Source organism: Kushneria phosphatilytica (assembly GCF_008247605.1).
Lineage (GTDB): Bacteria > Pseudomonadota > Gammaproteobacteria > Pseudomonadales > Halomonadaceae > Kushneria > Kushneria phosphatilytica.
Map to the genome: position 1 here is coordinate 78,355 of NZ_CP043420.1, position 23,002 is coordinate 101,356.

Annotated in this window: 20 protein-coding genes; 16 read left to right on the forward strand and 4 right to left on the reverse strand. The window is 61.5% G+C overall.

Annotation, left to right across the window (positions count from 1 at the left end; all coding sequences use genetic code 11):
* Nucleotides 1-252: 252 nt before the first annotated feature.
* The 7 genes from FY550_RS00380 (at nt 253) to FY550_RS00410 (ending at nt 9,077) form a co-directional block, all read left to right on the forward strand.
* Nucleotides 253-1,284, forward strand: a complete 1,032-nt coding sequence (locus tag FY550_RS00380) for an amino acid ABC transporter substrate-binding protein (protein WP_149054278.1) — start codon at nt 253-255, stop codon at nt 1,282-1,284.
* 123 nt (nt 1,285-1,407) lie between these two features.
* Nucleotides 1,408-2,598 carry an amino acid ABC transporter permease gene (locus tag FY550_RS00385; protein WP_070980375.1) on the forward strand — a complete coding sequence of 397 codons (1,191 nt, stop codon included), beginning with the start codon at nt 1,408-1,410 and terminating at the stop codon, nt 2,596-2,598.
* A gap of 1 nt (nt 2,599) precedes the next feature.
* Nucleotides 2,600-3,694: an amino acid ABC transporter permease gene (locus FY550_RS00390; RefSeq protein WP_149054279.1), complete on the forward strand. Its 1,095-nt coding sequence runs from the start codon at nt 2,600-2,602 to the stop codon at nt 3,692-3,694.
* 61 nt (nt 3,695-3,755) lie between these two features.
* On the forward strand, nt 3,756-4,520 hold the full coding sequence (locus FY550_RS00395; protein WP_276204996.1) for an amino acid ABC transporter ATP-binding protein: 765 nt from the start codon (nt 3,756-3,758) through the stop codon (nt 4,518-4,520).
* Between the two features lie 55 nt (nt 4,521-4,575).
* Entirely contained in the window at nt 4,576-4,968 is a 393-nt protein-coding gene (locus tag FY550_RS00400) for a RidA family protein (protein ID WP_070980380.1), read from the forward strand.
* Between the two features lie 181 nt (nt 4,969-5,149).
* Nucleotides 5,150-7,006: a methyl-accepting chemotaxis protein gene (locus FY550_RS00405; RefSeq protein WP_070980383.1), complete on the forward strand. Its 1,857-nt coding sequence runs from the start codon at nt 5,150-5,152 to the stop codon at nt 7,004-7,006.
* Nucleotides 6,996-9,077, forward strand: coding sequence for a methyl-accepting chemotaxis protein (locus FY550_RS00410; protein ID WP_149054280.1), 2,082 nt, complete (start codon nt 6,996-6,998; stop codon nt 9,075-9,077). Before FY550_RS00405 ends, FY550_RS00410 begins: the two co-directional genes overlap by 11 nt.
* A 13-nt stretch (nt 9,078-9,090) precedes the next feature.
* Here the strand turns inward: FY550_RS00410 and FY550_RS00415 are convergent, their stop codons facing one another.
* Nucleotides 9,091-10,131, reverse strand: coding sequence for a hypothetical protein (locus tag FY550_RS00415; protein WP_070980511.1), 1,041 nt, complete (start codon nt 10,129-10,131; stop codon nt 9,091-9,093).
* Between the two features lie 126 nt (nt 10,132-10,257).
* Here FY550_RS00415 and FY550_RS00420 point away from each other — a divergent pair, with 126 nt between their 5' ends.
* The 4 genes from FY550_RS00420 (at nt 10,258) to nhaC (ending at nt 13,488) form a co-directional block, all read left to right on the forward strand.
* A complete protein-coding gene (locus FY550_RS00420; protein ID WP_070980514.1) occupies nt 10,258-11,037 on the forward strand; it encodes a ferredoxin--NADP reductase in 780 nt (259 codons plus the stop codon).
* A 148-nt stretch (nt 11,038-11,185) separates the two neighbouring features.
* A complete protein-coding gene (locus FY550_RS00425; protein WP_070980922.1) occupies nt 11,186-11,788 on the forward strand; it encodes an FMN-dependent NADH-azoreductase in 603 nt (200 codons plus the stop codon).
* Nucleotides 11,789-11,848: 60 nt separating this feature from the next.
* Complete coding sequence (locus FY550_RS16815) at nt 11,849-12,001, forward strand: hypothetical protein (protein WP_168169348.1); 153 nt, start codon at nt 11,849-11,851, stop codon at nt 11,999-12,001.
* Between the two features lie 83 nt (nt 12,002-12,084).
* A complete protein-coding gene (nhaC, locus tag FY550_RS00430; RefSeq protein ID WP_070980517.1) occupies nt 12,085-13,488 on the forward strand; it encodes a Na+/H+ antiporter NhaC in 1,404 nt (467 codons plus the stop codon).
* 172 nt (nt 13,489-13,660) lie between these two features.
* Here the strand turns inward: nhaC and FY550_RS00435 are convergent, their stop codons facing one another.
* The 3 genes from FY550_RS00435 to FY550_RS00445 all read right to left on the reverse strand — a co-directional run bounded on the left by FY550_RS00435 (nt 13,661) and on the right by FY550_RS00445 (nt 15,776).
* Nucleotides 13,661-13,999, reverse strand: a complete 339-nt coding sequence (locus FY550_RS00435; protein ID WP_070980519.1) for a P-II family nitrogen regulator — start codon at nt 13,997-13,999, stop codon at nt 13,661-13,663.
* 167 nt (nt 14,000-14,166) lie between these two features.
* Nucleotides 14,167-15,414: an ammonium transporter gene (locus FY550_RS00440; RefSeq protein ID WP_070980521.1), complete on the reverse strand. Its 1,248-nt coding sequence runs from the start codon at nt 15,412-15,414 to the stop codon at nt 14,167-14,169.
* 23 nt (nt 15,415-15,437) lie between these two features.
* Complete coding sequence (locus tag FY550_RS00445) at nt 15,438-15,776, reverse strand: P-II family nitrogen regulator (RefSeq protein ID WP_070980523.1); 339 nt, start codon at nt 15,774-15,776, stop codon at nt 15,438-15,440.
* Between the two features lie 411 nt (nt 15,777-16,187).
* Here FY550_RS00445 and FY550_RS00450 point away from each other — a divergent pair, with 411 nt between their 5' ends.
* The 5 genes from FY550_RS00450 to treA all read left to right on the forward strand — a co-directional run bounded on the left by FY550_RS00450 (nt 16,188) and on the right by treA (nt 22,707).
* Nucleotides 16,188-16,556, forward strand: coding sequence for an accessory factor UbiK family protein (locus tag FY550_RS00450; RefSeq protein ID WP_070980525.1), 369 nt, complete (start codon nt 16,188-16,190; stop codon nt 16,554-16,556).
* Nucleotides 16,557-16,679: 123 nt separating this feature from the next.
* Nucleotides 16,680-18,749 (forward strand): OPT family oligopeptide transporter, encoded by a 2,070-nt coding sequence (locus FY550_RS00455; protein WP_070980528.1) that lies wholly within the window; start codon nt 16,680-16,682, stop codon nt 18,747-18,749.
* A 104-nt stretch (nt 18,750-18,853) separates the two neighbouring features.
* Complete coding sequence (locus FY550_RS00460) at nt 18,854-20,365, forward strand: YifB family Mg chelatase-like AAA ATPase (protein WP_070980924.1); 1,512 nt, start codon at nt 18,854-18,856, stop codon at nt 20,363-20,365.
* A 259-nt stretch (nt 20,366-20,624) separates the two neighbouring features.
* Entirely contained in the window at nt 20,625-20,828 is a 204-nt protein-coding gene (locus tag FY550_RS00465; RefSeq protein ID WP_070980530.1) for a cold-shock protein, read from the forward strand.
* Between the two features lie 211 nt (nt 20,829-21,039).
* Nucleotides 21,040-22,707 (forward strand): alpha,alpha-trehalase TreA, encoded by a 1,668-nt coding sequence (treA, locus tag FY550_RS00470; RefSeq protein ID WP_084388223.1) that lies wholly within the window; start codon nt 21,040-21,042, stop codon nt 22,705-22,707.
* Nucleotides 22,708-23,002: the final 295 nt, after the last annotated feature.

Sequence of the window (23,002 nt, forward strand, 5' to 3'; positions counted from 1 at the left end):
GTATCGCCGCACGTCCTCATGCGCTTTAACAGTGCAGATTCATGCCCAAAGCAGCATTTTCCTGGCTGTTAAAAGTTATTAAATAATTGAGCAAAAAGGCTTTTTATAGTCATGAGCCTTTCTGGAACACTCCTTGCAACTTTCGACCAGTGGCAGGGCATGCTGCTGCTCGATCATGATAAGTCGTCGCAGTGAGCAGGCGACATGCTTTTCCCGAACCTCCACAAACATGAACAATCAGGGAAATTTTCCATGGGAACTTACAAGTCCGCCTTGATGGCGCTGGCCGCTGGCACCACGCTTGCCTTCACCCTGACGCACGCCGCCCAGGCAGCTACCCTGGATGACGTCAAGAGCCGTGGGCAACTGCGCTGCGGGGTCAGTGATGGCCTCCCCGGTTTCTCCAACCCCGATGCCAACGGCAAATGGCAGGGCATCGATGTCGAAACATGTCGCGCCGTGGCCGCCGCCGTGCTCGACGATCCCGGTAAGGTGGCCTTTTCGCCGTTGACGGCCAAGGAGCGTTTTACCGCGGTGCAGTCCGGCGAGGTCGATATGCTTTCGCGTAACACTACCTGGACCGCCTCGCGTGACAACTCCATGGGGCTGAACTTCACCGGCGTGAATTTCTATGACGGCCAGGGCTTCATGATCCGCAAGGATCTCGGCATCAACAGTGCCAAGGAGCTGGATGGTGCTTCGGTTTGTGTGAATTCCGGTACCACCACCGAGCTCAATCTGGCGGATTACTTCCGCGCCAACAACATGCAGTATCAGGCGGTCAGCTTCGATGAGATGAATCAGACTGCGGCCGGCTTTGATAGCGGGCGCTGTGATGTATTGACCTCGGACTCCTCGCAGCTGGCAGCGCTGCGCCTGCAGCTTTCCGATCCCGACAGCGTCAAGATCCTGCCCGAGCGAATCTCCAAGGAACCGCTGGGTCCGGTGGTGCGCCAGGGCGATGACCAGTGGTTCGATATCGTCAAATGGACCCTGTTCGCCATGGTCAACGCCGAGGAACTGGGCGTGACCAGCCAGAACGTCGATCAGATGCGTGACAACCCGCCCAACCCCAACGTGGCGCGCCTGCTCGGCAAGGATGGCAACTTCGGTCAGCAGATGGGCCTGACCAATGACTGGGCCTACAACATCGTCAAGAAGGTCGGCAACTACGGTGAAGTCTACGCCAAAACCGTTGGTGCCCAATCTCCGCTCAAGATCGACCGCGGTATCAATGCACTGTGGAACCAGGGCGGCGTCATGTATGCCCCGCCAGTGCGCTGAGCGCGTCTGAACGATCGACTTGCTGGCGCCGCATCGCCAATGCGGCGTTTCGAGTCGCAAGCTTCGTGACCTGTCGGGCCAAGTCCGACAGGTTGCCGGATCGATCCAGGCGGAGAACCGTCAATGCTGCGTCCTTCCACGTCCATTCCCCGCCGCGGTCACGGACCGCTGTGGCGTAACCCGGCCGTACGGGCACTGGCCACCCAGGTGATCCTGCTGATCGCGCTGGTGGTGGTGATCGGACTGCTGATTCATAACACCCTGATCAATCTTGATGCCCGCGGCATCAATACCGGCTTCGATTTCCTGGACAGGCGCGCGGGATTTCCCATTTCGCAGACACTGATTCAATACACCAGTGACAGCACCTATGGCCGCACCTTTGTGGTCGGCTTGCTCAATACCCTGCTGGTATCGGCGCTCGGTATTGTGGCGGCGACCATTATCGGCTTTCTGGTCGGCATTGCCCGACTGTCACCGAACTGGCTGCTGGCAAGGCTGGCCGCCTGTTATGTCGAAATCTTCCGCAATATTCCGCTGCTGTTGCAGATCCTCTTCTGGTACTTCGCGGTACTGCGTTCACTGCCCTCACCCCGCCAGAGTATCTCCCTGTTCGATGCCTTCTTTTTCAACGTGCGTGGACTGATCATGCCGGCCCCCGACACTCAGCCTGCTTTTGTCGCCGTGTGGGGCGCGCTGCTGGCGGCGATTGTCGCCACCGTGGGGCTGGTTGTTTACGGTCGGCGTCGCCAGGCCGCCACCGGCAAGGCACTCCCGAGTGGCAGGATCGGGATGGTGCTGATCATTGGTCTGCCGATCGTGGTCTACTTCCTGGCTGGTCGCCCGCTGAGCTGGTCCATGCCCGAACTGGGCGGTTTCAACTTCCGCGGTGGGATGAATGTAGTACCGGAGTTGCTGGCGCTGTGGCTGGCCCTGTCGATTTACACCGCGTCGTTCATTGCCGAGATCGTCCGCTCGGGCATTCAGTCGGTACCGGGCGGGCAGACGGAAGCGGCCCGCTCACTGTCGCTGCCGGGGGGGCTGACCCTGCGCAAGATCGTGTTGCCTCAGGCGATGCGGGTGATTATTCCGCAGATGACCAGTCAGTATCTCAACCTGATCAAGAACTCCTCGCTGGCTACGGCCATTGGCTACCCCGATCTGGTAGCGGTCTTTGCCGGTACCACGCTCAACCAGACCGGTCAGTCGATCGAGATCATCGCCATGACCATGGCGGTCTATCTGGTCATCAGTCTGCTGATTTCGCTGTTGATGAACATCTACAACGCGCGTGTCGCGATCAGGGAGCGCTGAGATGAGTTCTTCACGGGACATGATTGCTGCGCGTCCGGCACCCGATCAGCGCCATGGCGTCATCGGCTGGCTACGCATCAACCTCTTCTCCGGACCGATCAACTCGGTGGTGACCCTCGTAGTGCTGGTGCTGCTGGTGCGGTTGCTGTGGCCGGTCATTGACTGGGCGCTGATAGAGGCCGACTGGGTCGGGAGCACGCGTCAGGCCTGCACCGGTGATGGTGCCTGCTGGGTCTTCATTTCGGTGCGACTCAACCAGATCGTCTATGGCTTCTATCCGGAGGCGATGCGCTGGCGGGTCGATATCGTGTTTGCGCTGTTTGCATTGCTGGTGGCCTGGCTGGCGATCCCGCGGCTGCCGTTCAAGCGCTTTGTGGGACTGTTTGCGCTGATCGGTTTTCCCATCGTGGCCTGGATTCTGCTGCTGGGCGGCATGTTCGGACTCACGCCGGTGCCTACGCGCCAGTGGGGCGGGTTGATGCTGACGCTGACCATTGCCGCGGTCGGCATCGTCGGCTCGCTGCCGATTGGCGTGTTATTGGCGCTGGGCCGACGCTCGAAGATGCCGCTGGTCAGGGGCGTCTGCGTGGTATTCATCGAGTTCTGGCGGGGCGTGCCACTGATTACTGTGCTGTTCATGGCCTCGGTGATGCTGCCGCTGTTCGCGCCTGCCGGTGCCGAGTTCGACAAGCTGCTGCGCGCCCTGATCGGCATCATGCTGTTCTGGAGCGCCTACATGGCCGAGGTCGTGCGAAGCGGGTTGCAGGCGATCCCGAGAGGCCAGGGGGAGGCCGGTGCCGCGCTTGGGCTGAGCTACTGGCAGCGGATGGGGCTGATCATCCTGCCCCAGGCGCTCAAGCTGGTCATTCCCGGCATCGTCAACACCTTCATCGCGCTGTTCAAGGATACCTCGCTGGTGCTGATCATCGGCCTCTTCGACCTGCTGGCGGTGATCCAGTCAGGACTGAACGATGCCGACTGGCTGGGTTTCGCCATCGAGGGCTATGTCTTCGCGGCACTGATCTACTGGGTCTTCTGCTTCTCGATGTCGCGCTACAGCCAGTACATCGAACGGCGGCTGCATACCGGTCACTGATGAACCCGCGGCGGGCAGCTCGCATGGCTACCGCCGCATTGATAACAACAGGAGTGCTGTGATGAGTGAAGCCAGCGCAACCGCCACCGATCAATCGATGATCACCATCAACCGGCTCAACAAGTGGTACGGCGACTTTCATGTCCTGCGCGATATCGATCTCGAGGTGGCAAAGGGCGAGCGTATCGTCATCTGCGGCCCATCGGGGTCGGGCAAATCAACGCTGATCCGCTGCATCAATCATCTGGAACGCCATCAGCAGGGCGACATTACGGTGGGTGGCGTCCACATGACCAACGATATCAAACGCATCGAGCAGATCCGGCGCAACGTCGGCATGGTGTTCCAGCACTTCAATCTGTTTCCCCATCTGACCGTGCTGGAGAACTGCTGCCTGTCGCCCATCTGGGTGCAGAAGAAGCCGCGCCGTGAAGCCGAGAAGACCGCCATGGAGTACCTGGAGCGGGTACGCATCGCCAACCAGGCGCAGAAGTATCCCGGTCAGCTCTCGGGTGGTCAGCAGCAGCGCGTAGCGATTGCCCGGGCGCTGTGCATGCATCCCCAGGTGATGCTGTTCGACGAACCGACCTCGGCGCTCGACCCCGAAATGATCAAGGAAGTGCTCGATGTCATGATCGAACTGGCCCGCGAAGGCATGACCATGCTCTGCGTGACCCATGAGATGGGCTTTGCCAAAACGGTCGCCGACCGGGTGATCTTCATGGACGAGGGGCAGATCGTGGAATCGGCACCGCCGCAGGAGCTCTTCAACAATCCGCAGTCGCCGCGCACGAAGGAATTTCTCAGCCAGATTCTGGGCCACTGATCGATACCACTGCGCTGCCGTCCCCTGACGGCAGCGCTCTGTCACGGGAATCCTCATGATTCAGAAGATGATGTGTGCCGGCGCGCCACAGCCGATTGCGCCCTTTTCCCACGCCTGCCGGGTCAACGACCTGGTATTCATTACCGGCCAGATGCCGACCGTACCGGAGACCAACGAGATGCTGCTGGGTACCTTTACCGAGCAGACGCATCGAGTGATGCAGAATCTCGCCATTGTGCTGGCTGAAGTGGGCACTCACTTCGATTATGTGGTGCAGGCGCGGGTGTTTATTACCAATATGGGGCACTTCGATGAGGTCAATGCCATCTACCGCAGCTACTTCAGTGATTCCCTGCCCACCCGCACCTGCATCGGTGTGACCGGCCTGGCCGGTGGCGCCGATGTGGAAGTCGACATGATTGCCTGGATTCCGCCTGCCTCCCTGTAATCCCGATATATGCGCGCTTGCCGGGTGGTCGCAGATATGAAGTGCATGTTCGGCAGCCGGCCCACCGCCTCTGGCGCGTCCGATTCATTCCTTGAGAGCAGAGGGCAGAACGCCCTCAAGCTGCCTCGGTTGCGGTCGTTAACAGGATCAAACCCCCGTTGTCTGTCGGTCCGAGGCTCTCATGCTGCACTCTCTTCGTGCCCGTATTCTGGCGATCTGTATCGCTATCATTGTGCTGTCGCTGGTGATGACCGGTGCGGCGACCTGGTGGGTGACCGCCCGTTATAACGATCAGAGCATTGCCAGCAATCTGAAGGCGATTGCCAACGGTCACGTGATGGCGATAGCCGATTGGAGTGATAACCAGAAACGACTGGTTGAATCGATCGGCGAGCGCGCACTGGGTGTCGATGCCGCCTCGGCCATGGCGCTGATCCAGCAGGCCAGCCGTTTCTCGATGGTTTATGCCGGCTACCCTGATGATAGCTTCGTGTCGGGCAGTGACTGGACGCCGCCGGATGACTTCCGCCCCACCCAGCGCATCTGGTACCAGCAGGCCGCCGAGGCTGGCCATACCGTGGCAACCGAGCCCTACATGGACGCGGCCACGCACGCCCTGGCGGTGCCCTTTGCCACGCCCGTGATGCAGTCCGGCCGGGTGGCGGCCGTGGTGGCCGGTGACATGCCGCTGGATCAGGTGGTGGCCAATGTCACCTCGATTGCGCCAACCGAACACAGCTACGCCTTTCTGGTGGATGACCAGGGCACGCTGATTGCGCATCCGAATACCGAACTGGCGCTCAAGCCGGCCACTGAGGTCGACAGCAAGCTCACCGCGCAGTGGCTTGCCCAGGCGGCGCAGAGTGGCCGGGTGCAGGATGTCACGCTGAATGGCACTGATGAGCGGGTGCTGGCAGAGCAGATTCCCGAGACCAATTGGACGCTGGTGATCGCGCTCAACGAGCGTGAGGCGCTGGCCGGGCTCTATAGCGCTGCTTCCACCATGCTAGTGGCGCTGTTGATTACCGCACTGATCGCTGCTGGTGTGCTGTGGGCGGCGCTCACTCCGAGCTTTCGCCGGCTTTCCCGGGTGCGTGATGCCCTTGACGATATCGCCTCCGGTGAAGGGGATCTCTCCCGACGCCTGACCATTCACGGTCGCGATGAGATCGCCGGGATTGCCAACGCCTTCAATGCCTTTGCCGAGCGCATCAACGAGGTGCTGCTGCGTGTGCGTCGCAGCAGTGAGTCGGTGCGCATGGCGTCCGATGAAATCACCCAGGGCAGTCAGGATCTGTCGCGGCGTACCGAACAGACAGCGGCGAGCCTCGAGGAATCGGCCGCGGCAGTCGAGGAGCTGGCCGGCACCACCGATCAGTCAGCGCACTCGGCGCGACGTGCCAGCGAAGTCGCCAGCGAGACGACGGCCATGGCGCGCCAGGGGGGCGAGCGCATGGCGGCGGTCAGTCAGGCCATGCAGCGCATGCGTGACTCTGCCCAGCAGATCGAGGGCATCGTCGAGATGATCGATACGATTGCCTTTCAGACCAACCTGCTGGCCCTTAACGCCTCTGTCGAAGCGGCGCGAGCCGGGGAGCACGGGCGCGGGTTTGCCGTGGTGGCAGAAGAGGTGCGGGGGCTGGCCAATCGCAGCACCGAAGCCGCCCGCGATATCAAGTCGCTGATCGCCCGCTCCGGTGAGCAGACCCAGGCTGGTGCTGGCGAAGTGGCAGCGGCAGACAAGGCGATGGGAGAGATCGTGAGCCGTATCGAGGAGGTCAGCGGCATGCTGGCCGAGCTCAGTGGTGCGGCCGAAGAGCAGGCCACCGGTATCGGCCAGGTCAACCAGGCGGTCTCTCAGCTCGATGGCATGACCCAGCAGAATGCGGCACTGGTCGAACAGTCGGCGGCGGCCAGTGAAGCCCTGCATCAGCAGGCCCTGGAGCTGGCCGATAGCGTGGCCGCCTTCCGCCTGCGTGAAGAAGGCGCTGACAGGACTTTGTCCCGGAAGCAGCCGGAGGCCGAAGATGTCGTTTAAATCGATTCGTACCTTTGTGGTGGTGACCGCTGGCACCTGTCTGCTGGCGGTCGTGGTGGCGCTGGTGTTGTACGCCCTGATGGCGATGAATCGCATGCAATCGACCTCGGCCGAGCGTACCGGTGAGGTCATGGAGCAGGCCATCGGTGATCGTCTGGATGCCCTGGTCAACGACCAGGCCAGTCGCATTCAGCGCAAGCTTGATCATGCCATGACCGTGGCTGCTCAGCTGGCGGCGCTCAATGAGCTGATGGGCAAGAAGGATGCCGATGGGTGGCCGCAGTTGATGATGACCCGCAAGGAGCTTTCGGCGATGGTGCGCCAGACCCTGGCGACCAACCCGGAGCTGCTCGATGTCTTCATCGGCTGGGAGCCCGATGCCTTCGGCAGTGATGCCGAATATACCGGTCGCGAAGAAGACGGCTATGACGGTAGCGGCCGCTTCATGCCGTGGTGGTATCGCAAGGCTGATGGCAGTCTCGCCGTACTGCCACTGGGTGACACCATGGAGAGTACCAAACGCGACGATGCCGGTATTCGCGAGGGCGAGTACTATCTCTGCCCGAAGGAGACCGGCAAGCGCTGCGTGATCGATCCGAAGATGTATGACTACAACGGGGTCGAGCAGATGGTGACCTCGTTCAATGTACCCATCATGGTGAATGGCGAGTTCCGGGGGAGTGCCGGCACCGATCTGTCACTGGCGTTCATCCAGCAGATGCTCGGCGATGCCAATCAGTCTCTCTATGATGGCGCTGGCAGCCTGGCACTGGTCGCCGGAAATGGACGGATCGTCGCCAACAGTGCCGATGCTGCTTCGCTGGGCAAGCCGGCTGAGGCGGTCATGGGCCACCAGGTGGCGCAGATGCTGGCTCATGCTGATTCCGGCAAGGTGGTCGCGCCGGAGAGTGGCGAGCAGTCGGACTTCGCCCGTTATCTTTCCTTCCCCGTAGCGGGAACCGATAGCCACTGGACACTGGTGGCGCGTATTCCACGTGCTGCGGCACTGGCGCCGCTGATGAAGCTGGAACAGACCATGACCGCACAGCGCAATCAGGCGGTCACCGCCATGAGTGTGGTGGGGCTGATCATTGCAGCACTGGGGCTGATGGCGATTGCCTGGGTAGGGCATCGTATCGCTCGGCCGCTGCGTCACCTGGCCGAACGGATGCGCGAGATTGCCTCGGGCGATGGCGATCTCACCCAGCGGCTGCCGGTACACGGTCGCGACGAGTCGGCGCTGCTGGCGGAACATTTCAACGCCTTCGTGGAGCGCATGCGCGAGCTGCTGGTGGGCATTCGCGCCAGCAGTGAGTCGGTACGTCGCTCGGCCGGCGAAATTGCCTCGGGCGGCCAGGAGCTCTCGAAGCGCACCGAGCAGACCGCTGCCAGTCTGGAGGAGTCGGCGGCAGCAATGGAGCAGCTCAGTGGCACGGTCAGTCAGGCGGCAGATTCGGCGCGTCAGGCCAACGAGATGGCCGATCAGGCTGCGACGGCCGCCCGCGGTGGCGGTGAGGAAATCCAGCAGGTGGTCAGCACCATGGATGAAATCCGCGACGCGTCACGTCGGATTGCCGGTATCGTCGAGATGATCGATTCGATTGCCTTCCAGACCAATCTGCTGGCGCTCAACGCGTCGGTTGAAGCGGCGCGGGCGGGTGAGCACGGGCGCGGGTTTGCCGTGGTGGCAGAAGAGGTGCGGGGGCTGGCAGGGCGCAGCAAGCAGGCAGCCGCCGAGATCAAGACCCTGATCAACGATGCCGAATCCCGCACCGAAACGGGTGTCGAGCGAGTGGGGCGGGCCGAGGCGTCGATGCGGGAGATCGTCGCCCGGGTCGAGCAGGTCAGTGCATCGCTGGCGGAAATCAGTACGGCAGCCGGTGAGCAGGCCGATGGCGTCGGTCAGGTCAACCAGGCCGTTTCCCAGCTGGACAGCATGACCCAGCAGAACGCGGCACTGGTCGAGCAGTCGACGGCTGCCAGCGAATCGCTCAGCGATGAGTCCGACCGCCTGGCCGAGGCGGTCAGTACCTTCCGGCTGGACAGGCAGCCCGACACCGCCGGGGCGTAACGCCCCGGTGGGCTCAGTCAACGGAGAGCAGTGTCCAGGGCGCTTCACTGGTATAGCGTTCCTCGCGCTCCCCTTCGAGGCTGCCCAGCGCCATCTCCCGGTCGTTGTCGTAGGCGACCAGCAATCGATGGGCATCCAGCACGGCCAGACCCTCGGCCTTGTGTTCGAAGATTCTGGGGGCGCCTTCATCATCGCCGACCAGGCCTGGTGCCCGGCGAGCATGGAAATCCTCGAGCGTCATCACCCAGAGGTAGCCGCCGATGGCGTGCAGCCCTTCCTCTTCGGTCTCGAAGCTGGTCAGCAGATACAGCCGTCCGTTGTAGGGGTCATACTCCAGGCTCGACAGCCCGCAGACATGACGGACCCCTTCATGAGCGCCCGGGTCGAAGGCCAGCAGCTCACGGATATCATCAATGAATGTCAGGCGATCCTGCTCATCAACGCGATAGTGAGCACCCACTACACGACTGACATAATCGAAGTCTTCGTGGGACTGACCCTGTTCGCGGATGCCGAACAGCAGCAGACCGTCACCCTGATCGGCAGGAATGGCTGCGAGCCCTTCGATCTTGTAATAGGGCAGACCGATGGCTTCATCGAGCCGGCGGCGCAGCTCCAGTGAGCCGGTGACATCATCTCGCGGATCGGGGTCTACCACACTGATCCGTTCCGGCTGGCCCAGCGGCCAGATCAGCAGGTGATTCCAGGCATTGAGTTCATGGCTGTCTTCGTCGATACGATCAAAGCCGGTGGTCGCCAGTACATGACGGCCATTCGCGGTGAGGGCGAAGTCTTCGTACTTGGTGGCCCGCTTGATGGCATCGCCGGTAAAATACTCCAGCCCCTCTTCCTGTGGGCCGTTTTCACCCATGGGAACGGCAAACACTGCCGAACGCGACTCACCGGGGATCGGCTTGTCGCTGGCAAGAATCAATCTCTCGCCATCAAAGACAGCCGCTGAAATCTCGGCGTTGACCAGGCGGCCCTGCTCATCACGCAGGCCGGTGGGAAAACAGTGCAGCGTGCCTTCATTGAGGATGCGCGTGCGAATCATGGCGCAGTTTCCTTTCGCCGAGTCACGACCGGTTGCGGCAGGGCGGTTCCCCCCCTGCGCCGTGACGATTAGAATGTGTACATTGGATTATTTCGCAAATGCGAGTCATTTTTGGGGGTTACATCCGTGTCCAGCAAGTTTGCCACTGCCGAAGTGCTCAGTGTTCATCACTGGAACGAGTCGCTGTTCAGTTTCCGCACTACCCGTGAAGATAGCCTGCGGTTCAAAAACGGCCAGTTCGTGATGATCGGCCTCGAGGTCGATGGCAAGCCGTTGACACGTGCCTATTCGATCGCCAGTCCCAACTGGGCGGAAGAGCTCGAATTCTTTTCCATCAAGGTGCCGGACGGACCGCTGACCTCGCGTCTGCAGCATCTTGAGGTCGGCGATCAGATTCTGGTCAGCCGCAAGCCGACCGGTACGCTGGTACTGGATGATCTCAAGGCCGGCCGTCATCTCTATCTGCTCTCCACCGGTACGGGTCTGGCGCCGTTTCTGAGCCTGATTCAGGATCCCGAAGCCTATGAGCGCTTCGACAGGATTGTGGTGGTGCATGGGGTGCGTACCGTCAGCGAGCTGGCCTATCACCATTTCATCACCGAAGAACTGCCGGCGCATGAGCTGCTCGGCGAGGAGATCAGCGAGAAACTGATCTACTACCCGACGGTGACGCGCGAGGCGTTCCACACCACCGGTCGACTCACCGATCACATTCGCTCCGGCAAGCTGGCGGCCGATATCGGTCTGCCGCAGCTCGACCCCGAGCATGATCGCGCCATGCTCTGTGGTAGCCCGGCCATGCTGGATGAGACCAGCACCGTACTCGATGAGCTGGGCTTTGCCATCTCGCCACGCATGGGCGAGCCGGGGGATTACGTCATCGAGCGCGCCTTCGTCGAAAAATAAGGCAGGTGCCAAAAGTGCCGGGACTGCCCGCCGGATGTTCGAAGAAATCGAATGCCGGCGGCCAATCTATTCGCTTTGGTAGCTCCTCTGGCCGGAGTACAGTGCTGCTTTTCGCCAGATGGCGTATGACCTTCAGATGGAGATTTTCATGAGCAGCGCCCTGATTCTCAAATCCAGCATACTGGGTGACGCCTCCCAATCGACGGCACTGGCCGAACGGCTGGGGGATCGCTTTCGCGCCGAATACGGTGACGATAGCGTGACCGTTCGCGATCTGGCGATCACCCCGGTGGACGTGCTCGATGGTGAGCTGATGGCGGCCTTGCGGGGCAGCGTCAGTGAGCCGACGCCGGCGCAGCTTGAAGCGCTGGCCCTGTCCGACCGGCTGATCGATGAGATTCACGCGCACGATACGCTGATCGTGACTGCGCCGATGTACAACTTCAATATTCCTACCCAGCTCAAGACCTGGTGCGATTTCATCGCCCGGGCGGGACTGACCTTCCGCTACACCGAAAACGGTCCTGAAGGGCTGATTCACGGCAAGCGGGTGTTCGTGATCACCACGCGCGGCGGACTGCACCGCAATAGTGAAACCGACCTGGTCACGCCGTATCTGACTACCTTCTTCGGGTTTTTGGGTATGCGCGATATCGAGTTCATCTATGCCGAGGGCTTTGGCATGGGTGAGGAGGCTGTGGCCAGCGCGCAGGCACAGGCCTCTGCCGAAGTGGATGCAGTGGCGCTATAGGTTTACACCAGCCAGGGGCGCCGTTGTGATGGCAGTTGCCTTGAATTCGGGATGATCGACATGATGGATGGCAGGACGCTCATCACTCGCGACTCGCCTCGGCGGATGAGCGCCTGCCTGCGCCAGTTGCGCCATGGACTGACGACCACCGAGCTGCTGAAACAGCGCCCTCTCAATACGCTCATGCCTGACAATCTGCTGCCCGTCCACTGAATAAACCGATCTTTGGTAACCCACGGCATTGAGCCATGCCGTGGATTGCTTCCCAGGCATAATAGCGACAGGACAACGTGAACATGGCGGAAGAAAGACAACACGTTCCTTTATATCTGGCGGCCATTCCCTTTGTCGTGATGATGATTGCGATGATGGTCACCATCATCGTCTTTGAAGGCAGTCCCCATATACCGCTGCTGATCGGCGCAGTAACGGCCGGTCTCTTGGCCTGGTGTCGGGGTTTTTCATGGGGCGAGATCGAGGAGTCCATTTATACGGGGATCAGGAAGGTGCTGCCGGCCGTGGTCATCCTGATGCTGGTCGGCATGCTGATCAGTGCCTGGGTCGGCGGCGGTATTGTGGGCGCCATGATCTATTACGGACTCGAATTCCTGTCACCCGACTGGTTTCTGCCGGCGCTGATGGTGATCTGTGCCATCAGTACGCTGATGATGGGCAGCTCGTGGTCGACCATTGGCACGCTGGGGATTGCAGGCATGGCCGCGGGAACCAGTATGGGAATTGCCCCCGCGGCCATAGCCGGCGTGGTGGTATCGGGTGCCTTTTTCGGCGACAAGATGTCGCCGCTATCGGATACCACCGTGCTGGCCTCGGGCATTGCCGGTGCCAACATCTTCGAGCATATCCGCCACATGCTGTATACCACCCTCCCCGGGCTCGCCCTCGCCCTGGTGATCTACGTGCTGATGGCGGGTGATCACTCCGCCAGCGACATGAGTCAATCGATCGGGACGGTAACGAACGCGCTGCAGACGAACTACGTGATCTCACCGTGGCTCTTCGTCGTGCCACTGATGATCCCGCTGCTCGCCATCAGCAGGGTACCGGCCATTCCCACGCTGGTTGTGGGGATCATACTGGGCAGCCTGGCCTGCCTGTGGGTGCAGGGCAGTGATATCGCCACGCTGTTTGATATCCTGCAGAGCGGCTATGTCGCGCATACCGGGAACGAGACCGTGGATGGTCTGCTCAGCCAGGGCGGGCTGGAGTCGATGATGTATACGGTCTCGCTGGCGATCATTGCCATGATCTTCGGCGGCATCATGGAGAGCACCGGCATGCTGAACGCTATTGTCGGCGGCGTGCTGAAACTGGCCAGCAGCGGTCGGCGATTGTGTGCCGCGACCGTGGTGTCTTCGTTTCTGACCAATATCCTGACGGCCGAGCAGTACATCTCCATTATTCTTCCGGGCAGAATGTACGCCAGGGCCTATCAGCAGCGAGAATTGCATCCGAAGAACCTGTCCCGGGCGCTCGAGGATGGCGGTACCATTACCTCGGCACTGGTGCCATGGAGCACTGATGCGGTGTTCGTCTACAGTGCGCTGGGCGTGAGTGCCTGGGCTTATGCGCCCTATGCCGTGCTGAACTACAGCGTGCCGATCATCTCCATTCTGATGTCACTGGCCGGCATCGCCATCGTTGGTCGACGCGAACAGGCGACCGTGTCGACTGCCGGTTGAGGCCGGGGACAGCGGTTTTCCGATCATGGGCAGCCCCCGGGGCGGTGCAACTCGCCCTTTGGTCAGGTGAGCCACGGCCGATGTGGCCGCGCGGTTACTGCAGCGTTCCCTCATTGAAACGAAAACCGCCGATCGGCTCTGCCGGTCGGCGGGTGTAGGTGGCTGCCGGTGCTCAGACGGCATCCTTGCCGGTTTCACCGGTTCGGATACGAATGACCTGGTCGAGCGGCGAGACAAAGATCTTGCCGTCACCGATCTTGCCGGTGTTGGCGACCGAGGTAATGGCTTCGATTACCTCGTCGACCATCGACTCGTCGACCGCGACTTCCAGCTTGACCTTGGGCAGGAAATCCACCACGTATTCTGCCCCGCGATAGAGCTCGGTATGCCCTTTCTGTCGTCCGAACCCCTTTACCTCGGTAACGGTAATACCCTGTACGCCCACTTCTGAGAGTGATTCGCGCACATCGTCGAGCTTGAACGGCTTGATGATAGCGGAGACCAGTTTCATGACTTGTATCCTTGCCTGTGATGAGTGCGGTTTGACCGAGCGTCTCGGAGTGATGCTGTGTATCTTCAGCATACAATGCGTGCCGAAGGAATGAAAAAGCGCTACCGAGACAAAAAAGGCACCCCCGAGGGGTGCCAGGGAGCACGCCAGCTCACAACGGGGGGCGGTTACTTCTTGCCGCCGGTGAACTCGGGGTAGGCCTCCATGCCGCATTCGGCAACGTCGACGCCTTCGTATTCTTCCTCTTCAGTGACCCGCAGCCCCATGACCGCCTTGATGATGCCCCATACGACCAGGCTGGCGACAAAGGTCCAGATGAAGATGGAGACGATGCCCAGCAGCTGTGCGCCGAAACTGGCGTCGCCGTTGGAGAGCGGTACCGCCAGCAGACCCCAGATACCGGCCACGCCGTGCACCGAAATGGCACCGACCGGATCGTCGATGCGCAGTTTATCGATCGCGACGATGGCAAACACCACCAGCAGGCCGCCCACGGCACCGATCAGTGTGGCACCCAGCGCAGAGGGCGCCAGTGGCTCGGCAGTAATCGCCACCAGCCCGGCCAGCGCCCCATTGAGGGCCATGGTCAGGTCGGCCTTGCGGAACCACAGCTTGGCGAGGATCAGCGCGGCGATCACGCCCCCGGCTGCCGCCGCATTGGTGTTGACGAATACCTGAGCGACCGCGTTGGCTTCGGTGATATTGGAGACCTTCAGCTCGGAGCCGCCGTTGAAGCCGAACCAGCCCAGCCAGAGGATGAAGGTGCCCAGCGTAGCCAGTGGCAGATTGGCACCCGGGATGGCGTAGATGGCACCGTTCTTGCCGTATTTGCCCTTGCGCGCGCCCAGCAGCATGACGCCGGCCAGTGCGGCAGTCGCACCGCACAGGTGCACAACGCCGGAGCCGGCGAAATCCTGGAAGCCGGCTGCATCGAGAAAACCACCACCCCACTTCCAGTAGCCCTGAACGGGATAGATGAAGCCGGTCATGATGACGGCAAAGACCATGAAGGCCCAGAGCTTCATGCGCTCGGCGACGGCGCCGGAGACGATCGACATGGCCGTGGCGACGAAGACGACCTGGAAGAAGAAGTCCGAACGGGCGGAGTAGTAGACATCGCCGTTGCTGCCCAGCACATCATCCACCGAGTGCTCACTGCCCAGCAAAAAGCCGAAACTCGGGAAGAAGCCACCCGATGAGCTGGAGTACATGATGTGGTAGCCGATCAGCAGATACATGGTGCAGGCGATGGCGAACAGCACCACGTTCTTGGTCAGGATTTCGGTGGTGTTCTTGGCACGCACCAGACCGGCCTCGAGCATGGCGAAACCGGCCGCCATCCACATGACCAGTGCACCCATGACCAGAAAGTAAAAGGTATCGAGAGCGTATTGGACTTGAATCAGATCATTCATGATTGGTTCCTTGACCCTGGGCGTTATACCGCGTCGACGCCGCGTTCACCGGTGCGAATACGGATGACATCTTCCAGTGGGGTGACGAACAGCTTGCCGTCGCCGATCTTGCCGCTGTTGGCCGCCTGACGAATGGCATCGAGTACGCCATCGACGCGCTCGTCATCGACGGCCACTTCGAGCTTCACCTTGGGCAGGAAGTCGACCACGTATTCCGCGCCCCGATAGAGTTCGGTATGGCCCTTCTGACGACCGAAGCCCTTGACCTCGGTCACCGTGATCCCTTGCACACCGTGATCCGCCAGGGCCTCTCTGACGTCATCGAGCTTGAATGGCTTGATGATGGCGGTGATGAGTTTCATGTCGTGTTATCTCCCTTGTGGCTGGCGCCTGCCCTATCTCAGGGCAGAAGCTGTGCCATCAGCCTCACAAGTGAGCAAAATCAGCGACTTGGAAAGTAAAAAAGTGTTGCCGACGCGGTTCGCCCGATGGCGACGGTGCGCTCGGTGCACCATTTTCGACCCTTTTGGCGCAGGCCAAGGGCCGCTGGCGCGCTCTTTTGGTGCGCCGGTCAGGTGGGTATGGGTTGCCCGGGCGTTCATGGGCGTGTTCTGCACAGATTTGCATCAGCCATGCACTGCACCGGGACATCCAGGGTTTTTCATGTCGGGATCAATGCGTAACTGCGCGGGCTTGCGTATCCTTGTAGGTAGCAGTCGGGTGGCAGGTCAGTGCTGTCCGGCAGATTGGTCACGAACTCGTGAGGTAGCTTCATGGCACGACAGGATGTTTTCGGCCGTCTGGCGCAGCAGATCGGAGAGCGGCTTCAGGACGCTTCGCATGCACCGGAAGAGATTCAGCGCACGGTGCACGGCGCCATGCGGGGTGCCTTCGACCGGCTCGAGCTGGTCTCGCGCGAGGATTTCGACGTCATGATGGAAGTGTTGCAGCGCACCCGTTCGCGCGTTGAAGCGCTCGAGAAGCAGGTCGCCGATCTCGAAGCAGCACTGGATGAACGGGGGGATCACACCGCCTCCACGACGACCGCCCAGGCCGAACAGACCAATACGCCGGCGGATGCGCCCGAGAAAAACGCCTCTGCGTCTCCTCATCCGGGCAAGGACGGCGACGACACGCGCTGATTGCCTGCCTCCCGAGCCGATGCCGAATCCGCTGGCATCGGCTCGTTATCGCGTTGATAACCCGAATATTCGTTACCCGGCCTCCACCGGGCCCGCTCGCCTGTCAGGATCTTTCGCAAGACCATGCCGCAATACATTCCCGATGAGACCTCCCTGCCCGAGCTGACGCTGCGTGGCGTACTGCTGGGTGCCCTGATCACGGTGTTGTTCACCGCCTCCAATGTCTATCTCGGCCTCAAGGTGGGGCTGACCTTCGCCTCTTCGATTCCGGCAGCCGTCATTTCCATGGCGGTGCTGCGCTATTGTCGTGGTGCCAACGTACTCGAAAACAACATGGTGCAGACCCAGGCCTCGGCGGCGGGGACCCTGTCAGCCATCATCTTCATCCTGCCGGGGCTTCTGATGGTGGGCTACTGGCAGGGCTTCCCGTTCTGGCAGACCGCCGCCATCTGCGCCATTGGCGGCATTCTCGGGGTGCTCTATACCATTCCCCTGCGCCGGGTGATGGTGGTGCAGAGCTCGCTGCCCTATCCCGAAGGCGTGGCCGCCGCCGAGATACTCGATGTCGGCAGCCGGCACGCCGCTGAAGATCCCTCGCCAACAGATGAACGATCCGCCCCGCAGGCGGCTTCCGGCAGCGAGCCGGGTGCTCGTGAAATTGCGCTGGGTGGCCTCGTGGCGGCGCTGTTCTCGCTGTGCAGCGGTGGCTTTCGGGTGTTGGCCGAGAGCATCAGTGTCTGGTTCAGCGTCGGGCGCAGTGCCTTTCAGCTCTCTACCGGATTTTCGCTGGCACTGGTGGGTGCCGGCTACCTGGTCGGCATTGTCGGAGGCATGGCGATTCTGATCGGTACCCTGCTCGCCTGGGGTGTGGCGGTGCCCTGGCTGACGGCCATTGCGCCGGATCAGGGCGAGTCGCTCAAGGCGCTGGCGATGGCACGCTGGTCCAGCGATGTGCGTTTCATCGGTGCCGGCACCATCGGTATCGCGGCTGTCTGGACGCTGATCTCGCTGTTTGGCCCCATGGTGACCGGCATCCGTGCCTCATTGGGCGCGATGCGCAACGATGCGGGCCGCAAGGCGCCGGGGCGTACCGAGCAGGATCTCTCGCCCCGTATCATTCTGGCACTGCTGGGCGTACTGCTGGTGGCCCTGATTGCGGTCTTCGCCGACTTCCTCGGGGATGCAGCGCCTGCCATGGCCGCGTTACCGTTCTGGACGCTGGTCGGCGGCTGTGTGCTGTTCGCCTTTGCCTTCGGGTTTCTGATTGCGGCCGCCTGTGGCTATATGGCCGGGCTGGTAGGCTCGTCCAGCAGTCCCATTTCCGGCATCGGCATCATGGCAGTGATCCTGGTGTCGCTGCTGATTCTGGCCTTTACCGGCGTCAGCGATGCGCTGAGCCAGCTTGAAGGTTCGGTGGCAGCCAAACTGCCCACCGCCCTGGCGCTGTTCACCACTTCGGTGGTCGTGGCGGTGGCCGCCATCTCCAATGACAACCTGCAGGATCTCAAGACCGGGTGGCTGCTCGGGGCAACGCCGCGGCGCCAACAGATCGCGCTGATCATTGGCTGTATCGTCGGTGCGCTGGTGATTCCACCGGTGCTGTCACTGCTGTATCACGCCTATGGCTTTACCGGAGCGCTGCCGAGCCCCGACATGGACCCGAATCAGGCGCTGGGCGCGCCGCAGGCGACCCTGATGACCGCCATCGTGCAGGGCATCTTCTCCCATGACCTCAACTGGCCGATGGTGCTCACCGGCGTGGCACTGGGTGTGGGGCTGATCGTGATCGATGAGCTGCTGCGTCGTCGCGGTGGGGTGGCCCGACTGCCGGTACTGGCCGTGGGAATCGGGATTTATCTGCCGCCCTCGATCAACATGCCGCTGGTGATTGGTGCCGTACTCAGCTGGTTCATTGATCGGCAACTGAAGCGTCGCGCCGCGCGCCAGGGCGAGGTATTCGAATCGGTAGCCGAACAGCCGCGGCGGCGTGGCGTGCTGCTGGCCTCGGGGCTGATCGTGGGTGAGAGTCTGATGGGCGTGCTGATGGCCGGCATTATCGGCGCGACCGGTGAGAGTGCCCCGCTGGCACTGGTCGGCGACGGTTTCGAATCGGTGGCGCAGTGGCTCGGTCTGATCGTCTTCGTGCTACTGGGCTTGGCCTTCTATCGACGCATTCTGCGGACCGGGGGCTGAGGCGCAGGCGGGCACGATGCTCAAGCATTTCCATCGGCAGCCGATTCAACAGGAAATGCCGATGGAACATCGGTGCCCGCCCAATGCTGCCCACAGGAGCCGTCGTGACGCTTGCCATCATTCCCACTCGCGCCAGTGTGGGGCTCGATGCCCCGGAAGTGCTGGTCGAGGTGCATCTCTCCAATGGTCTGCCGGGGCTGGCGATTGTCGGATTGCCGGAAACCGCGGTAAAGGAGAGCCGGGAGCGGGTACGCAGCGCGCTGATCAACGCCAACTTCGAGTTTCCCACCAAACGCATCACCCTCAATCTGGCGCCGGCCGATCTGCCCAAGGAGGGTGGCCGCTTCGATCTGCCGATCGCCCTGGGCATTCTGGTCGCATCGGGACAGATTCCTCATGAGGCGGTAGACCGGCTGGAGTGTCTGGGAGAGCTGGCACTTGATGGTCACCTGCGTCCGGTGCCCGGGGTGCTGCCGGCGGCGATGGCCGCCAGGCGAGCCGGTCGTGCACTGATGGTGCCCGCGGCCTGTGCCGATGAAGCGGCGCTGGCGGGTGAGCTGACGGTACTGCCGGTGACTCATCTGCTGGATGTGGTGGCGCATCTGCTGGGGCAGCAGCGTATCGAGCCGCATGTGCTGAGCGAGCCGCCCGCAGCGGCATTACCCCCGTTCGACCTTTGTGAGGTACGCGGCCAGCATCAGGCGCGGCGGGCACTGGAGATCGCCGCGGCGGGGGGGCACAACCTGCTGTTTGCCGGCCCTCCCGGGACCGGCAAGACCATGCTGGCCAGTCGCCTGGCCGGCATTCTGCCACCGCTGCGGGAGAACGAGTGCCTGGAAGTGGCAGCCATTCGTTCGGTCTGCGGGCTGGATATTCTCGAGCGCTGGGGGCAGCGGCCGTTTCGTGCGCCACACCATGGCGCCAGTGCCGCCGCACTGGTCGGGGGTGGGTCGAAACCCAGGCCCGGCGAGATCTCGCTGGCGCATCACGGCGTGCTGTTTCTCGATGAGTTGCCGGAGTTCGATCGCAAGGTGCTGGAGGTATTGAGAGAACCGCTGGAGTCCGGTCGAATTCATATCGCTCGTGCCAGCCATCAGCGCCAGTATCCGGCGCGCTTCCAGCTGGTGGCCGCCATGAATCCGTGTCCCTGCGGCCATCTCGGTGATCCGCGCCAACCCTGTCACTGCACGCCGCAGCAAGTGCAGCGCTATCAGGCGCGTCTCTCCGGGCCGCTGCTCGATCGTATCGATCTGCAGGTCGAGGTGCCGGCGCTGCCCGCCGAACAGCTCACTGCTCGCGAGCGTGGCGAGGATTCGGCGACGGTGCGACAACGTGTGCTTGCCGCACGACAAAGACAGCATGCCCGGGGCGGGCTCAACGCCCATATCGATACGTCCACGCTGGAGACGGCGTGTGCGCTGGGTGATGACGAGCGGGCCTGGCTCTCCGACGTACTCAATCGACTCAATCTCTCGGCGCGGGCGTATCATCGGGTGCTACGAGTGGCACTGACCATTGCCGATCTCAGCGAGGCGCCCCGGGTCATGCGCACCCAGTTGATGGAGGCCATCGGCTATCGACAGCTTGATCGCATGATGGGGCGCGGCGGGGCGTGAGCTGACATCCGTCAGGGCAGAAGTTCATGCAGTATCGAGCGGAATTTCGGGGGCAGGCCCTTTTTTTTGCAAAACAATGATTGACTACTGGCCAGCGCCAGCGCAGACTGCCGCCAGTAGGTTGGCAAGTCGCATATCGTCAGTTGTAATCGAATTATTCGATAGCCTGGTTATATCCCCCTTGTTTTACCCACTATCATCGGGTGTTACCCGGCAATCGTAATGTAATAAAGCGCATAGCGCTCAAGGAATTCGAAAGATGGCAACTGGCACGGTCAAGTGGTTCAACGACGCCAAGGGTTTTGGTTTTATCGCACCTTCTGATGGTGGCGATGATCTGTTCGCGCACTTCTCTGAAATTCAGGCTGATGGCTTCAAGTCCCTTCAGGAAGGTCAGGAAGTTTCCTTCGAAGTGACCCAGGGCAAGAAGGGTCTGCAGGCTTCGAGCATCAAGCCGCTCTGAGTTTGATCGGATAGCTGCCTCGGGCAGCGTCCCTTCGACACCCGGGCCCGCTTCGGCGGGCCCGGGTGTTTTCGTGTGTGCCCATCATGACCGGTGCTTGCCTTCACCCAAAGACTACATGTCACCCGCGGCGTGGCTGACTACCCTCGACTGAAACGGGCAGACCGAATGACTGCTCCGAGATATCAAAAAAGCGTCGAGGGAACAGAGCATGTATCACCATCGCATCCAGGGCCTGCGACAGGGCCATGTGGCACTGCTGTTATCGCTATGGCTGGCACTGGCCGGCTGTGCCAGCTCCGGCACACTGACGACCAAAACCGCTGCCGATTCGCCCGAGCCTACCTGGCAGCCGCTGCTGGCGGATGCGGCGCTGCACCATGTTTATGAAGATGGCAAGACGCTGGTCGACATGATTCCCGAGCGGCCCATGCCGGAGGTACTGGCTGATTACCGCGCACTGCCCTGCCAGCCCGAGTGCAACACCGAAGAGATTCGGGCCTTCATGCAGCAGAACTTTCGCAAGCCGCCCACGCCCGATGAGAAACTCAGTGAGCCGGAGAATACGCCGGTCGCGCAGCATATTCGCAATCTCTGGCCGATACTGACTCGCTCTTCGGAAGACAGTCAGCAGGGCCCACTCAGTACCATGGTGGCGCTGCCGCATCGTTATGTCGTGCCGGGTGGCCGCTTCAACGAGATGTTCTACTGGGACAGCTACTTCACCATGCTCGGCCTGGCGGCAAGCGATCGCTATGACCTGGTGCGCGACATGGTGGCCAATTTCGCGTGGCTGATCGACACCTACGGTTTTATCCCCAACGGTACCCGTACCTACTTTCTGAGCCGTTCACAGCCGCCGTTCTTCTCCGCCATGGTCAATCTGCTTGCCGAGCATGATGGGGATGAGGTCTATACCCGTTATCTGCCTGAACTGCAAAAGGAGTATGCATTCTGGATGCGCGGTGCCGATCAGCTGGCACCCGGTCAGGCCGGCGAACGCGTGGTGCGGCTTCCCGATGGCACACTGCTCAACCGATACTTTGGCGGAGAGAATCGGCCTCGCCCGGAAGCCTATGCGGCTGAAATCGACACCGCGGCACAGAGTGATCGGCCGGCCCCGGTGGTATATGGCAACCTGCGGGCGGCCGCCGAGAGTGGCTGGGATTTCAGTTCCCGCTGGATGGCCGATGGTGAGCATCTGTCTACCATCGAGACGCGCGATATCCTGCCGGTGGATCTCAACAGTCTGATGGCCAATCTGGAAAATACGCTGGCACAGGCCTGGCAGGTCGCGGGCAATAATGAGCGCGCGGCCTTCTACCGTGATCGGGTACAGGCACGCCAGCAGGCGCTCAATACGGTGTTCTGGTCAGACGCCGGCTTTTACAGCGACTACGACTGGTCGCAGCAGACACTTACCGGCGAGTTGACGGCCGCGACCAGCTTCCCGCTGTTTCTCGGTCTGGCCACGCCATCGCATGCCGATGCCGTGGCGCAGACCCTGCAAGCCCGGCTGCTGAAGCCCGGGGGGATTGTCACGACGACTCGCAATACCGGGGAGCAGTGGGATGCGCCCAATGGTTGGGCGCCACTGCAGTGGGCAGCCATCCGCGGCCTGCAGCGCTACGGTCATGATGCGCTGGCCGGTGAGATCGCGCGGCGCTGGATCGATACCAATGTGTCGGTCTACCGTCAGACCGGCAAGCTGGTGGAGAAATATAATGTGGTGTCGCCCGGTGTCGGCGGGGGCGGCGAATACGATGTGGTCGATGGTTTTGGCTGGACCAATGGCGTACTGATGCAGCTGCTGGAGCTTTATCCGCAGGCGGCGCAGAACAGTCGACCACGATCGGCTGCTCAGGAAACCATTCACTGATGATCATCCGGTAACAGGCACGCAAAAAAAGGGCCTGCCGGGGGACCGGCAGGCCTGCAGAATGCAAGGAATCATTCAAGGGAACACTGACTTTGAAAGATGCCGCGGGAATAAGTTCCCGTCAGTCGCCAAAAAAGGGTAAGCAAGTGCAAGCAAGCGTAACGTGATGAACGCGGCCGTCCCGAGCATCATCATTTGTCTCAATGATGCTCTTCGAAAATCATGATGCCGGCGCAGGCCGTTAGTCTGCAAAACAATATACACTGTGTCCCACTCAACCCGCTGCGGCTGGCAG

What these genes read in the sequence shown, in the direction of transcription:
- FY550_RS00380 (WP_149054278.1), top strand. Translation starts at nt 253, where the DNA reads ATGGGAACTTACAAGTCCGCCTTGATGGCGCTGGCCGCTGGCACCACG.
- FY550_RS00385 (WP_070980375.1), top strand. Translation starts at nt 1,408, where the DNA reads ATGCTGCGTCCTTCCACGTCCATTCCCCGCCGCGGTCACGGACCGCTG.
- FY550_RS00390 (WP_149054279.1), top strand. Translation starts at nt 2,600, where the DNA reads ATGAGTTCTTCACGGGACATGATTGCTGCGCGTCCGGCACCCGATCAG.
- FY550_RS00395 (WP_276204996.1), top strand. Translation starts at nt 3,756, where the DNA reads ATGAGTGAAGCCAGCGCAACCGCCACCGATCAATCGATGATCACCATC.
- FY550_RS00400 (WP_070980380.1), top strand. Translation starts at nt 4,576, where the DNA reads ATGATTCAGAAGATGATGTGTGCCGGCGCGCCACAGCCGATTGCGCCC.
- FY550_RS00405 (WP_070980383.1), top strand. Translation starts at nt 5,150, where the DNA reads ATGCTGCACTCTCTTCGTGCCCGTATTCTGGCGATCTGTATCGCTATC.
- FY550_RS00410 (WP_149054280.1), top strand. Translation starts at nt 6,996, where the DNA reads ATGTCGTTTAAATCGATTCGTACCTTTGTGGTGGTGACCGCTGGCACC.
- FY550_RS00415 (WP_070980511.1), bottom strand. Translation starts at nt 10,131, where the DNA reads ATGATTCGCACGCGCATCCTCAATGAAGGCACGCTGCACTGTTTTCCC.
- FY550_RS00425 (WP_070980922.1), top strand. Translation starts at nt 11,186, where the DNA reads ATGAGCAGCGCCCTGATTCTCAAATCCAGCATACTGGGTGACGCCTCC.
- FY550_RS16815 (WP_168169348.1), top strand. Translation starts at nt 11,849, where the DNA reads ATGATGGATGGCAGGACGCTCATCACTCGCGACTCGCCTCGGCGGATG.
- nhaC (WP_070980517.1), top strand. Translation starts at nt 12,085, where the DNA reads ATGGCGGAAGAAAGACAACACGTTCCTTTATATCTGGCGGCCATTCCC.
- FY550_RS00435 (WP_070980519.1), bottom strand. Translation starts at nt 13,999, where the DNA reads ATGAAACTGGTCTCCGCTATCATCAAGCCGTTCAAGCTCGACGATGTG.
- FY550_RS00440 (WP_070980521.1), bottom strand. Translation starts at nt 15,414, where the DNA reads ATGAATGATCTGATTCAAGTCCAATACGCTCTCGATACCTTTTACTTT.
- FY550_RS00445 (WP_070980523.1), bottom strand. Translation starts at nt 15,776, where the DNA reads ATGAAACTCATCACCGCCATCATCAAGCCATTCAAGCTCGATGACGTC.
- FY550_RS00450 (WP_070980525.1), top strand. Translation starts at nt 16,188, where the DNA reads ATGGCACGACAGGATGTTTTCGGCCGTCTGGCGCAGCAGATCGGAGAG.
- FY550_RS00455 (WP_070980528.1), top strand. Translation starts at nt 16,680, where the DNA reads ATGCCGCAATACATTCCCGATGAGACCTCCCTGCCCGAGCTGACGCTG.
- FY550_RS00465 (WP_070980530.1), top strand. Translation starts at nt 20,625, where the DNA reads ATGGCAACTGGCACGGTCAAGTGGTTCAACGACGCCAAGGGTTTTGGT.
- treA (WP_084388223.1), top strand. Translation starts at nt 21,040, where the DNA reads ATGTATCACCATCGCATCCAGGGCCTGCGACAGGGCCATGTGGCACTG.